This window comes from Sphingobium sp. BHU LFT2 (assembly GCF_018604485.1).
GTDB classification, from domain to species: Bacteria; Pseudomonadota; Alphaproteobacteria; order Sphingomonadales; family Sphingomonadaceae; genus Sphingobium; species Sphingobium yanoikuyae_A.
The window spans coordinates 242494-255131 of sequence record NZ_JAFCGW010000003.1 but is presented as its reverse complement, the minus strand read 5'-3'; the positions used below and the strand labels follow the sequence as shown (position 1 = coordinate 255131).

14 protein-coding genes and 1 tRNA gene are annotated in these 12638 nt (G+C 65.3%); 9 read left to right on the top strand and 6 right to left on the bottom strand.

The window, feature by feature from the left end:
• Positions 1-165 precede the first annotated feature (165 nt).
• Positions 166-252: transfer RNA gene (locus JQK15_RS08515), tRNA-Leu, on the bottom strand.
• Between the two features lie 158 nt (positions 253-410).
• Here JQK15_RS08515 and JQK15_RS08510 point away from each other — a divergent pair.
• The 3 genes from JQK15_RS08510 to JQK15_RS08500 all read left to right on the top strand — a co-directional run bounded on the left by JQK15_RS08510 (position 411) and on the right by JQK15_RS08500 (position 2391).
• Complete coding sequence (locus JQK15_RS08510) at positions 411-1163, top strand: alpha/beta fold hydrolase (RefSeq protein WP_214864874.1); 753 nt, start codon at positions 411-413, stop codon at positions 1161-1163.
• Positions 1163-2062 (top strand): tetratricopeptide repeat protein, encoded by a 900-nt coding sequence (locus JQK15_RS08505; protein ID WP_214864872.1) that lies wholly within the window; start codon positions 1163-1165, stop codon positions 2060-2062. Before JQK15_RS08510 ends, JQK15_RS08505 begins: the two co-directional genes overlap by 1 nt.
• A gap of 86 nt (positions 2063-2148) precedes the next feature.
• On the top strand, positions 2149-2391 hold the full coding sequence (locus tag JQK15_RS08500; protein ID WP_010337538.1) for a YMGG-like glycine zipper-containing protein: 243 nt from the start codon (positions 2149-2151) through the stop codon (positions 2389-2391).
• A gap of 2 nt (positions 2392-2393) precedes the next feature.
• Here the strand turns inward: JQK15_RS08500 and JQK15_RS08495 are convergent, their stop codons facing one another.
• A complete protein-coding gene (locus JQK15_RS08495; protein ID WP_004209277.1) occupies positions 2394-3101 on the bottom strand; it encodes an SIMPL domain-containing protein in 708 nt (235 codons plus the stop codon).
• A gap of 102 nt (positions 3102-3203) precedes the next feature.
• Here JQK15_RS08495 and JQK15_RS08490 point away from each other — a divergent pair, with 102 nt between their 5' ends.
• From JQK15_RS08490 to JQK15_RS08480, 3 genes are all read left to right on the top strand, one after another.
• Entirely contained in the window at positions 3204-3638 is a 435-nt protein-coding gene (locus JQK15_RS08490) for a VOC family protein (RefSeq protein WP_125987900.1), read from the top strand.
• A 4-nt stretch (positions 3639-3642) separates the two neighbouring features.
• Positions 3643-4365 (top strand): hydroxyacylglutathione hydrolase, encoded by a 723-nt coding sequence (gloB, locus tag JQK15_RS08485; protein ID WP_214864870.1) that lies wholly within the window; start codon positions 3643-3645, stop codon positions 4363-4365.
• A gap of 68 nt (positions 4366-4433) precedes the next feature.
• The gene (locus JQK15_RS08480) at positions 4434-4835 is read left to right on the top strand and encodes a hypothetical protein (protein WP_214864868.1); all 402 of its coding nucleotides are present in this window, start codon (positions 4434-4436) and stop codon (positions 4833-4835) included.
• Between the two features lie 16 nt (positions 4836-4851).
• Here JQK15_RS08480 and JQK15_RS08475 read toward each other — a convergent pair whose 3' ends face one another.
• From JQK15_RS08475 to ruvA, 3 genes are all read right to left on the bottom strand, one after another.
• Positions 4852-6630: an AMP-dependent synthetase/ligase gene (locus JQK15_RS08475; protein WP_010337533.1), complete on the bottom strand. Its 1779-nt coding sequence runs from the start codon at positions 6628-6630 to the stop codon at positions 4852-4854.
• Positions 6631-6807: 177 nt separating this feature from the next.
• Positions 6808-7830: a Holliday junction branch migration DNA helicase RuvB gene (gene ruvB / locus JQK15_RS08470; RefSeq protein WP_037519314.1), complete on the bottom strand. Its 1023-nt coding sequence runs from the start codon at positions 7828-7830 to the stop codon at positions 6808-6810.
• A complete protein-coding gene (ruvA, locus tag JQK15_RS08465) occupies positions 7827-8432 on the bottom strand; it encodes a Holliday junction branch migration protein RuvA (protein ID WP_214864866.1) in 606 nt (201 codons plus the stop codon). The genes ruvB and ruvA overlap by 4 nt, the downstream gene beginning before the upstream one ends.
• Positions 8433-8573: 141 nt before the next feature.
• Between ruvA and JQK15_RS08460 the strand changes: the two genes are divergently transcribed.
• The 3 genes from JQK15_RS08460 to JQK15_RS08450 are packed head-to-tail and all read left to right on the top strand — an operon-like array spanning position 8574 to position 11175.
• Positions 8574-9149, top strand: coding sequence for a hypothetical protein (locus JQK15_RS08460; protein WP_004209285.1), 576 nt, complete (start codon positions 8574-8576; stop codon positions 9147-9149).
• 38 nt (positions 9150-9187) lie between these two features.
• Positions 9188-9823, top strand: coding sequence for a DUF1345 domain-containing protein (locus tag JQK15_RS08455; protein ID WP_214864864.1), 636 nt, complete (start codon positions 9188-9190; stop codon positions 9821-9823).
• 50 nt (positions 9824-9873) lie between these two features.
• Positions 9874-11175, top strand: coding sequence for a methyltransferase family protein (locus tag JQK15_RS08450; RefSeq protein ID WP_214864862.1), 1302 nt, complete (start codon positions 9874-9876; stop codon positions 11173-11175).
• Positions 11176-11193: 18 nt separating this feature from the next.
• On the opposite strand, the gene JQK15_RS08445 is transcribed toward JQK15_RS08450, so the two are convergent.
• Positions 11194-12567 (bottom strand): glutamate--cysteine ligase, encoded by a 1374-nt coding sequence (locus tag JQK15_RS08445; protein WP_214864860.1) that lies wholly within the window; start codon positions 12565-12567, stop codon positions 11194-11196.
• Positions 12568-12638 lie beyond the last annotated feature (71 nt).

Sequence of the window (12638 nt, the reverse complement as noted above, 5' to 3'; positions counted from 1 at the left end):
CAGCAAGGCCGGGTCGATCCGAGGGCAACAAAAAGAGCAACAATTGTTGCCGCTGCACATGCCCCTAGCCGGATGTCGCCGGACGGTGTCTGGCGATTTTCGGTCTAGAAATGCTGTGAAACCAGTCGCTTACCGGACGCCTCTGGACGAATCCAGAGGCGTCAGTGGTGCCCAGAAGAGGACTCGAACCTCCACGACCTTGCGATCGCCAGCACCTGAAGCTGGTGCGTCTACCAATTCCGCCATCTGGGCACGGGGTAGGAGTGCGCCTCTAACGGTGGCCTCCAGACCTGTCAACGCGGCAATGCGTTTTTTTTGAACTTTCACGGGAAAGGGCTATTTTTGCCGTCAAAACATGGCAATCCGGGGCCATGCCGTGCCCTGGTCCGCAGCGATGGAGCCTTTGAAACTTGAACGCGCCCGAATCTTCCCCCCAATTTCTTGCGCGTGCCGACGGGCTGCGCCTCGCCTATCGCCATCGTCCGGGGCAGGGGGCGACCCTCATCTTCCTGCCGGGCTACATGTCCGACATGGAAGGGAGCAAGGCGCTCGCGCTCGACGCCTGGGCGGGCGAACAGGGCAGGGCGATGCTGCGGCTCGACTATGCCGGTTGCGGCGCCAGCGAGGGCCGGTTCGAGGATGGTACGCTCGCCAGTTGGCGTGACGATGCGCTGGCCCTGATCGACGGGCTGACGCAGGGGCCGCTGCTGCTGGTCGGATCGTCGATGGGCGGCTGGCTGGCGCTGCTGATCGCGCTGGCGCGCCCGGAACGCATCATGGGACTGGTCGGCATCGCCGCCGCGCCCGACTTCACGGAGTGGGGTTTTACCGACGCCGACAAGGCGCTGCTGGCGACCGAGGGGCGGATCGAGGAACCCACGCCCTATGGCGACCATCCCTATGTGACGACGCTGGATTTCTGGCAGTCCGGTCAGGCGCATCGCCTGCTGGACGATGCAATCGCGATCGACTGCCCGGTCCGGCTACTCCAGGGCCAGTGCGATACGGATGTCCCCTGGGAGATCGCGTTGCGCGCCGCCGATCGGCTGCGTTCATCCGATGTGCAGACGCTGCTCATTAAGGATGGCGACCATCGCCTTTCCCGCGACGGCGACATCGCCCTGCTGATCCGCACCGTCGCCGCTCTTCTGGACAATCGCTGATGCTCGTCATCCTCCCCCTCCTGATGTTCATGCAGGCCTATGATCCCGAGATCGAGGCGGTGATGCGCAACAGCCGCAGGAAGAAGGAGGATGCCGCAGCGGCGGCCGCCTCCGCAGCGTCAGTACAGCAGGCCGCGGCCGCCCGTTCGGCGCCCGACGCCGACGGGCGCATCCCGGTCCCGGCCAAATTTGCCGGGCCGTTCCAGGCCTGTCTCGACCAGGCGCTGGAATCGCCGGACAAGGCAATCACTTTCGCCCAGAATTGGCGGATCGACGGCGGCAGCTTCTACGCCCGCCACTGCATGGGCTTTGCCCTGTCGCGGGCGGAGCGCTGGGGGCCGGCGATCGTCGCCTTCGAACAAGCGGCGGAGGAGGCCGAGCGCGGCGGCGAGATCGTGCAGAGCGCGCGCCTTTGGGGGCAGGCCGGCAATGCCGCCCTTGCCAGCGGCGACGCCAAGAAGGCGCGGGAGGATTTCGACGCGGCGCTGGCGCGCGGCCTGCCCGATGGCATGGAAAAGGGCGAACTGCATCTCGATCGCGCCCGCGCGCTGGTGGCGCTGGGCGATACGGATGGCGCGCGCGGTTCGCTCGACACCGCGCTGACCCAGGCGCCCAAGGATCCGCTCGCCTGGCTGCTGTCGGCTACGCTGGCGCGCCGCACCGGCGAATTGTCACTGGCCCAGGCGCATATCGCCCGCGCGGTGCAATTGTCGCCCGATGATGCCTCGGTCGCGCTGGAGGAGGGTAATATCGCCGTCCTCACAGATCATGCGGACATCGCCCGCTCGGCTTGGCAGCGGGCGGTGAAGCTGGCGCCGGACTCGCCTGCGGGCAAGGCGGCGGCGGAAAATCTGGGACGTCTGGAACCGGAGGCAACGGCGCCCAAGCCGGCGGGCTGATTGATCAGCAAGACTTTGTCACGGAACCCCTGTCCGATCCCGCCCGTTCGCCGACCGAGCGGGATAACGGAACGGATGGTGATGATATGACTGGCAAATTCTCCCGCATGATGGCGCTCGGCTTGTTGCTGGCTGGCGCGACTTCGCTCACGGCCTGCTCGCGCGGTGCAACCCGCGGTGGCCTGATCGGTGGCGCAGGCGGCGCGGTGATCGGCAGCGCGACCGGTCTTGGCACCACCGAAGGCGCTGTCATCGGTGGCACTGCGGGTGCGATCATCGGCGACAAGAGCGACTGTTCGAAGAAGGACCGCCGCCGGGGCCGCTGCTGACCCTATTTCAGGTAGAAATCCACGGTCGTGACGACGCGCACCTTCTTGTAGGGCGTGTCGCTCGATCCGTCGCCGCCCTCGCCATCGCGCGGATCGATCGAGAAATAGCCCTGGGTCGCGCTCTTGATGCCGCCCACGCCGGACCCTGAATCCTTGGCGAACTGCTCGGCCGCCGCGCGCGCATCCCGCGTCGCCGCCGCCACCATCGGTGGTTTGAGGTCGTTGAGCCTGGTGAAGCTGTAGCGCATCCCCGATCCTTCCTGCAGCGTCACGCCGCGCCGGACCAGGTCGAACTGCTGGGCGACGGCACGCTGGGCGCGGGCAATATCGGTCGTGCGCAGCAGCATCCGCTGGGTGATGGTGATATTGTTGATGCCATTGTTGAGATATTGGTTCACGCCCGCGCCGACCGGGGTCAGCGCATCGGGCTTGAACCCCAGGCTGGCGAAATAGGCCTTCAGTTCCTGGGTATTGGCGTCGATTTCCGCCCGTACCGTCGGCAGGTCGGTGCCGGTCGCCGAATAGCTGATCGACCAGGTGGCAAGGTCGGCGGTCACGTCCTTTTCGGCCAGGCCTCGCACCGTGACCGATCGGTCCGCCGCCCTCGCGCGCTTGAGGCCGTCACCCAGCAGGTAGCCGCCCGCGATCACGCCGACCGCCAATACCGCCGCCGAACCCAGCAGCACCTTGTCCCGCATTTCCAGAGCCATGATCGCTTTCCTCTTCCGCCGGGCCGGTCCTGGTCCTATCTAGGGAGCTATCTGCCAATCTACCGATGAACCGTTGCTTTATGGCGACGAACGGAGAAAGCCTTGCTCAAATATCTGCACACGATGATCCGCGTCACGGATCTCGACAAGACTATCGGCTTTTTCGAGCTGCTCGGCCTCAAGGAGGTCAAGCGGTTCGACAGCGAGGCGGGCCGCTTCACCCTCGTCTATCTCGCTGCGCCGGGCGACGAGGACGCGCAGGTGGAACTGACCTACAACTGGCCGCCGCAGGATGGCAGCCCGGCGGAAGTCTATGACGGCGGCCGCAATTTCGGCCATCTCGCCTATCAGGTCGACAATATCTACGAGACCTGCCAGCGGCTGATGGACGCCGGCATCACCATCAACCGGCCGCCGCGCGACGGCCATATGGCGTTCATCCGCACCCCCGACAATATCTCGGTCGAACTGCTGCAGGACGGCCGGCTCGACCCGGCCGAACCCTGGGTGTCGATGCCCAATATCGGGGCCTGGTAAGCCGATGCTGCAGGTCGTCCGGGTCCCCGTCCTCTCGGACAATTATGTCTGGCTGCTGCATGATGATGCCAGCGGCCAGACGGTCGCGGTCGACCCGTCGGTCGCCGACCCCGTGCTGGCGGCGGCTGCGGAACGCGGATGGACCATCGACCAGATCTGGAACACCCATTGGCACCCCGATCATGTCGGCGGCAATGCCGGCATCAAGGCCGCGACCGGCTGCATCATCACCGGCCCGGCGGCCGAAGCGGCGAAGATCGACACGCTCGACCGGCAGGTGGGGGAGGGGGACAGCGTCCGCATCGGCGATCATGTCGCCATGGTGATGGCGGTGCCCGCCCATACCGCCGGCCATATCGCCTATCATCTGGCCGATGACGCGATCCTCTTCGTCGGCGACACGCTCTTCGCCATGGGCTGCGGCCGCCTGTTCGAAGGGACGGCGGCGCAGATGTTCGCCAATATGCAGCGGTTCAAGGCGCTGCCGGGCGATACCATCGTCTATTGCGCCCATGAATATACGGAGAGCAATGGCCGCTTCGCGTTGACGGTGGAGCCGGACAATGCCGCGCTTCAGGCCCGCATGGCGGATGTCGTTGCTGCCCGTGCGCATGGCAAGCCGACGGTGCCCACGACGATCGCGCTGGAACGCGACACCAACATCTTCATGCGCGCGCAGGACGTCGCCCAACTGGCGGAGCGGCGCGCCGGCAAGGACGCATTTTAGGCGCGGTTCTCGACGGATTCCGCGCTATCATGACGTCCTGTTTGCAAGGACATGGATGGAGAGAGGCGATGCGCGCATGGATATGTCTGGCCCCGCTGGCGCTGGCGGCCTGCAGCGGCACTTATGAGCCCACGCCGCTGACCGAGAAGCAGGCAGCCAAGATGGACAAGGCGCTGGCCGGACTGGTGCCGGGCGACAAGGTGACCTGCGTCAACCGAGAGCCGCAGACCAATTTCACCGTCATCAGCGGCAATACGCTGCTGTACAAGGTCAGCCGCAAGCTCATCTACAAGAATGAACTGATCGGCAGCTGCAATGGCCTGGCGCGCGGCGACACGATGATCGTGCGCACCTTCGGCTCGCAATATTGCCGGGGCGACATCACGAGCAGCGCGGATCTGACGATCGGCATTCCGACCGGCAATTGCGCGCTGGGCGATTTCATTCCCTATCGTCCGCCGGCCCCGTAAGCCCGTTTGGACGCGCTTACCCCTTGTAGAGCGCGTCCAGCCGGTCCTGATAGCGTTTGCGGATGACATGGCGCCGGATCTTCATCGACGGCGTCAGCTCCTCATTTTCGATCGCGAACGGCTCATCCGCCAGGATGAAGCGGCGCACCCGCTCGATCACCGACAGATCGTCATTGACCCGATCGACGGCCGCGCGCAGCGCCGCCAGATAGGTCGGATCATCGGTGATGCCCTTGATCGGCCGGCCATTGGCGGCCGCCCATTCCATCGTCCATTCCGAATCCGGCACCAGCAGGCCGACCAGATGCGGGCGACGATCGCCATAGACCATCGCCTGGCCGATCTCCGGTTGCAGCGTCAGCATGCCCTCGACTTTCTGCGGCGACACATTGTCGCCCTTGTCGTTGACGATCAGATCCTTCTTGCGGTCGGTGATGCGGATGCGGCCGCGATCGTCGATCTCGCCAATGTCACCGGTATGCAGCCAGCCATCCTTGAGCACCTTCTCGGTCTCGGCCGGGTTGCGCCAATAGCCGTGCATCACCAGCTCGCCGCGCACCAATATCTCGCCATCCTCGGCGATCTTGACCTCAACCCCGTCCAGCGGCGGGCCGACCGTGTCCATCGCGATGCCGGCGGCGGGGCGGTTGCAGCTGATAACCGGCCCGGCCTCGGTCTGGCCATAGCCCTGCAGCAGCATCAGCCCCATTGCCTCGAAGAACAGGCCGACATCCGGGTTCAGCGGCGCCCCGCCCGACACCAGCGCCTTCATCCGCCCGCCGAAACGGGCGCGAATCTTGGGGATCAGGGTGCGCGACAGCAGCGCCTTCATCGGCAGGTCGACGATCGACGACTTGCCCTGCTGTTCCTTGGCGGCGATGCGCAGCGCCTGGTTGAGCAGATAGGTGGGGAATTTGCCCTGCTTCTCGATCGACTTGATGATGCGGGTGCGCAGCACCTCGAACAGGCGCGGCACCACGACCATGATGGTCGGCCGGGCTTCCTCGATATTGCTGGCCAGCTTCTCCAGCCCTTCGGCATAATAGATCTGTCCGCCCAGCAGCATCGGCAGGAACTGGCCGCCGCTATGCTCATAGGCATGGCTCAGGGGCAGGAAGGACAGGAAAACCTCGTCGCCCCAGCCGAAATCCTCCAGCACCACCTGTCCCGCGCCTTCGACATTGGCCAGGATCGCGCCATGATGCTGCATCACGCCGCGCGGGGCGCCGCCGGTGCCGCTGGTATAGATGATGCACGCCTGGTCGCTGCGCGCGGCGGTCTGGGCCAGCGCACAGGCATCGACATCGGCTGGATGGGCGGCGATCAGGTCGGACCACAGGCGGCAGGTATAATTGCCCTGCGCACCGCGGATCGGCTCCATCGGAATGACCAGGCTGACCTGCGATCGCAGCACCGCCGGCATCAGCGTCGTCGCCAGCTTGGCGGTCGACACGATCACCGCACGCGCGCCGCTGTCGGTCAGGATATGCTGATGGTCGCGCGTCGTATTGGTGGTGTAGGTCGGCACCGTGATGCAGCCGGCGGCCATGATCGCCAGATCGGCGATGCAGAATTCCGGGCGATTTTCGCTGACCAGCATCACCGGGTCGCCGGGCTTCAGCCCTTCCGCCTTCAGCCCGGCCGCCATCGCCGCCACCTGGCGCGCGACTTCGGCCCAGCTCAGCGACTGCCATGTCCCCTGCGTCTTGCGCCACAGGAAGGGCGCGTCGCCCTTTTCCTTGGCGCGGGCAAAGAACATGGTGACCAGATTGGGGAAACGTTCGATCGCCCTCACAGGCTCAACTCCTCTTACATCGGCGCGTCTGCCGCGCGCCTGCAGCGCCAGCTGGCTATAGCCCGGCCTTGCCGTAACGGCCATGCACAATAACGGGTTTCGGCGCATATCGCTGCGTCGAATCGGGAAAGCGCGCGCTCTAGAAAGGCTGGCCGGATGGCGCAAGCGCCAATGGGATCAGTCGAACAGCCCGTCCTGCGACCCGGCCGGGGGATTGAGGCCCAGATGCTTCCAGCCCGGCCCGTTGAGACAACGGCCCCGCGCGGTGCGGGCGATCAGCCCCAATTGGATCAGATAGGGTTCGACCACTTCCTCGATCGTGTCCCGCGCTTCGGACAGACCGGCCGCCAGCGTCTCGACCCCCACCGGCCCGCCACGATAGATGTCGGCGATCATGTGCAGATAGCGCCGGTCCATCAGGTCGAGGCCGAGATGATCGACCTCCAGCCGTTGCAGCGCCGCGTCCGCCACCTTGGCATCGACGGTCGGGGCGCCGGCGACATTTGCAAAGTCGCGCACCCGGCGCAGCAGCCGCCCGGCGATGCGCGGCGTCCCGCGCGACCGGCGGGCGATCTCGATCGCGCCATCCGACGTGATCGCCAAGTCCAGCAGCCGCGCCGCGCGCCGGACCACCAGTTCCAGCTCGTCAACGGTATAGAATTGCAGCCGCACCGGAATGCCGAACCGATCGCGCAGCGGCGTCGTCAGCAGCCCCTGGCGCGTGGTCGCGCCGACCAGGGTGAAGCGCGGCAGGTCGATCCGCACCGACCGGGCCGACGGCCCTTCGCCGATCATCAGGTCGAGCGCCCGGTCCTCCATCGCGGGATAGAGCACTTCCTCGACCGCCGGATTGAGCCGGTGAATCTCGTCGACGAACAGGACATCGCCTTCGTCCAGATTGGTGAGCAGGGCGGCCAGATCACCGGACTTGGCGATCACCGGGCCGGACGTGGCGCGGAAACCCACGCCCATTTCCTTGGCGACGATCTGCGCCAGCGTCGTCTTGCCAAGGCCCGGCGGGCCGAAGAACAGCACATGGTCCAGCGCCTCGCCACGGGTGCGCGCCGCCTGGATGAAGATACGCAGATTCTCGCGCGCCGCCTGCTGCCCGACAAATTCGTCGAGCGACTTGGGCCGCAGCGCCGCATCGACATCCTCGGCCCGGCGGGCGGGGGTGATCAGGCGATCGTCTTCGCTCACTTCGCCGCCTTCCGCAGCGCCAGGCGGACCAGCGCGTCAAGGCTGGCACCGTCGCCCAGTTCCTCTTCGGCGGCGGCCACAGCGCCGCTCGCCTCGGCCGGCTTGAAGCCCAGATTCTGCAGCGCCGACAGCGCATCGGCGGCAAAGCTGCCGGTCGGCAGCGCGACCACGCCTGGCATGCCGGGCGCCCCGGCCGGGGCGGCGTCGATCTTGTCCTTCAGCTCATTGACGATGCGCTGGGCCAGCTTGGGGCCGACGCCATTGGCGCGCGCGATCATCGCCTTGTCGCCCATCATGATCGCACGATGCAGCTCCAGCGGCTCCAGCGCCGACAATATCGCGAGCGCCACCCGCGATCCCACGCCCTGCACATGGGTCAGCAGCCGGTACCAGTCGCGCTCCTCGGCGCGGGCAAAGCCGACCAGCCGGATCGAATCCTCGGCCACCAGCATCTCGGTATGGATGGTCACCGCCTCGCCCACCGGGCCGAGCGCCGCCAGCGTCCGCGACGACGCGCCGACCAGATAGCCGACCCCGCCGACATCGATGATGGCATGGTCGATGCCCGTGCTGTCCAGCCGTCCTTTGAGTTTCGCGATCATTGCCATTGCCCCATGGTCATGATCTGTTCTTTACAGCCTCTTGCGCCCCGCGCCAGACAAAAGCGCATGGCCGCTCGGGCACCAAATGGCGGCCCGTGCGTAATGCCGGTCGATTGCCATCCGCCAGAGGACCAAGAGACGATGCTGATGACCGCGCCGATGCTGACCCCGAAGGATTTCGAATTTCCCGCGATCATGCTGTCGGGCGTGGTCGACCATGGTATGTATCTGCATTTCAAGAATTGCCTGTCCACCGCGCCGCAGCAGGGTCTGGTGGTGGTGGAAATCTCCACTTTGGGCGGCGATCCGGAGATCGCGCGGATGATGGGGGAGGATATCCGCTTCCATTCGGATCTCTATCCCGAACGGCGGCTGGTCTTCCTTGGCAAGACCGCCGTCTATTCCGCCGGCGCCACCTTCATGAGCTTCTTCGCCACCGAAAACCGCTATCTGACGCGCGGCACCCGGCTGATGATCCATGAGCGGCTCATCACCAAGAATATCCATCTCGAAGGGCCGCTCTCCACCTGCATCGCGACATTGAAGGCCTCGCTCCACGAGATCGAGGCATCGATCGCGATCCAGAATGAGGGCTTTGCCAATCTCATCCTGGGGTCGCAGGTGACGATGGAGGAGGTGCTGCAGCGCGCGCCGGAAAACTGGTATCTGGAAGCCAATGAGGCCGCCGCGCTCGGCCTGGTGGCGACCGTACTCTAAACGCTTGCACGGCGGCATTTTCGGGCCTTTGATGCGCCATGGCCAAGACGCAGAAGCGATCCACCCTCTTTCCCTGGCGCTATGGCATGTTCCTCATGCTGCTGTTGTCGATCGCGCCATTGATGCTGTGGCTGCCCTGGCATGAGGCGGTGATGGGCGGGTTCGACCTTGCCGCCATCGCCTTCTGCCTTGCCGCCGTGCCGCTCATCGATTCCGACCCGGCCCAGATGCGGCGCAAGGCCGTGCTCAATGACGCGAACCGGCAACTGATGCTGCTGCTGACCGGGGTGGTGTGCATCGTCATCCTGGTCGCGGTCGGCGTCGCCGCCAGCGCGCCGGGCCATCCCGATGCGGAAAGCATCATATTGCTGCTGGCGACGCTCGTCATCGCCTGGCTCTTTTCCAACCTCGTCTATGCGATGCACTATGCCCATGCTTTCTACCTCGCCGACGACAAGGGCAGGGATGCGGGCGGCCTGGATTTCCCGGACACGGACGAGCCGGTCTATTGGGACTTCCTCTATTTCGGCTTCACGCTGGGCATGACCTTCCAGACCTCCGACGTGTCGATCACCTCGACCGGCATGCGCCGCACGGTGACGCTCCACTGCCTCGCCGCCTTCGTCTTCAACCTCGGCATCCTTGCCTTCACCATCAACGTACTGGGCGGTTGAGCCATGGGCTTCATGGCTTGCTTACCAATATCGGCTATAAGCCCGGTCCCATGAGCAAGAGCGCCGATCCCTGCCCCAAATCCGCCGTCAGCCATGGTGTCGGCATTGCCGGCCTCGTCGGCCTCGGCCTGTGGACCCTGGTGGCGCGCCATTATGGCATGAACGGTCCCAATGCGGGTCTGGCCGCGGTGGTCGCCTGTGGCATACCGATGGTGCTCTGGTCGCTGCTGGTGGACAAGGTGCATCGCAACCCCAGCACCGGCATCGACTGGAACGCACCGGCCCGTTCGGTTCGCAGCATGCTCGACACCAGCCTGGTGAAGATTGCGGGCCTGTGGGCGACATGGCTGGCCATCGCCGTCTGCTACTGCATCGGTCGCTGGTATTGGACCGGCAGCTATCGCTTCGCCATGGACCTGCTGATGGCGGCGGCGCCCTGGCTGCTCTTGCTGTCCATCCCCTATGTCATCTGGCTCGACCGCCGGCTGGTCGAACCGCGCGATGCCTGTTTCGCCTTCGGCCAATGGGTCATTGGCGGCGCGGCCGGCAAGGCGGACATGGCGCAGGTCGCCAACCATGCCCGCGCCTGGGCGGTGAAGGGCTTTTTCACCGCCTTCATGATCAGCATCGTGCCGGGCAATTTCGCCAGTGTCATTGACTGGCGGCTCGACGACCTGCTGCACAAGCCGGTCGCGCTGACCGGTTTCCTGATCGGCATCATGTTCATGATCGACGTCTGCATGGCGACGGTCGGCTATCTGCTGACGATGAAGCCGCTGGATTCCCATATCCGCACCGCCAATCCCTATCTGGGCGGCTGGCTTGCGGCTTTGCTCTGCTATCCGCCCTTCGTCATGATGGGGGCGGGCGGCCCGTTCGACTATCATGGCGGCGGCGCCGAATGGGATGTCTGGACGCGGGGCATGCCGGCGCTGCAATGGGGGCTGGGCGCCTTGCTGGTGCTGCTGACCGCCATCTATGCCTGGGCGACGGTTGCGTTCGGCATCCGTTTCTCCAACCTCACCCATCGCGGCATATTGACCCATGGGCCTTATCGCTGGACCCGCCACCCGGCCTATCTGACCAAGAATCTCTTCTGGTGGTTCTCGTCGCTGCCCTTCCTCACCACCACGGGCAGCCTGACCGACATGGTGCGCAATTGCGCGCTGCTGGGGGTCACCAACGCTGTCTATTATTGGCGGGCCAAGACGGAGGAACAGCATCTGTCCGCCGATCCCGCCTATCAGGCCTATAGCGACTGGATGGCGCGCAATGCGCCGGTGCCGCGCTTCTTCGCCTGGGTCGTCGGCCGCAAGTCGGATGCACCGCGGGAAACCCAGCCCGCCGAATGACCGGCGGGCTGTATAAGATCAGAAGCTTTCCTCGGCATAGACGCGGCTGACATCGCCGCCCCATTCGCCATGATAGCGGTCGAGCAGCCGCTCGGCCGGGGTCTTGCCGGTGGCGATCACCTCATCGAGCGCCGACAGATAGCCGGTCTCATTGTCGCCCGCGGCGTTGAACCGCTGGCGCGCGGCCAGGCCTGAGCGGGCGATATCCAGCACCCGCGGCGCGATCTCACGCAGCGTACGCCCGCCCGACACCGGCGCGTCTAGGCCGAGCTTCGGCACGGAATCGCGCAGTATCTGCCGCTCCTCCATGCTCCAGTCCTTGACCAGATCCCAGGCCGCGTCGAGCGCACCCTGGTCATAGAGCAGGCCGACCCACAAAGCCGGCAGCGCGCAGATGCGATTCCACGGCCCGCCGTCGGACCCGCGCATTTCCAGGAAGCTCTTGAGGCGCACTTCGGGGAAGGCGGTGGAGAGATGATCCTCCCAATCCTTCTCGGTCGGCTTCTCGCCCGGCAGCACCGACAGCTTGCCGTCCAGGAAGTCGCGGAACGAAAGCCCCGCCGCATCGATATATTTGCCGTCGCGGTAGACGAAATACATCGGCACATCGAGCGCATAGTCGGCATAGCGCTCGTAACCGAAGCCATCCTCGAACACGAAGGGCAGCATGCCGGTGCGCTGCGGGTCGGTGTCCGACCAGATATGGCTGCGATAGGACAGGAAGCCGTTGGGCTTGCCCTCGGTGAAGGGCGAATTGGCGAACAGCGCGGTGCCGAGCGGCTGCAGCGCCAGCGAGACGCGGAACTTCTGCACCATGTCCGCCTCGCTGCCATAGTCGAGGTTGGTCTGGATGGTGCAGGTGCGCAGCATCATGTCCAGGCCCATCGATCCCACGCGCGGCATATGCCGCAGCATGATGTCGTAGCGGCCCTTGGGCATGATCGGCAGCTCGGCGCGGGTCTTGTCCGGCCACATGCCAAGGCCCAGGAAGCCCAGCCCCAGCATGTCGCCGACATATTTGACCTGTTCCAGATGGCGGCCGGTTTCGGCGCAGGTCTGGTGCAGATTGTCGAGCGGCGCACCGCTCAGTTCCAGCTGGCCCGCCGGTTCCAGGCTGATCGTGCCGTCGGCGCCGGACAGGGCGATGATATTCTCGCCCTCGAACACCGGGCTCCAGCCATAGCGGGTCAGGCCGATCAGCAGCGTGTGGATGCCGCCCTTTTCCTCATAGGCCGGGGCGTGATGGTCCTTCGTCGAATAGACGAATTTCTCGTGTTCGGTGCCGATCCGCCAGCGATCCTTGGGCTTGGCGCCCTTGGCAAAGGCCGCGATCAGCTGGTCGCGGCTTTCGATGACGGGATCATGTCCGCCCGAGTCTGTTCTGGTGCTCATGCCCCGCCCTTAGTCTTTCCCCTTTGCGCGTCAAATCGAGGCGCGAATGCGACAGATAAGGCAGGCCTATG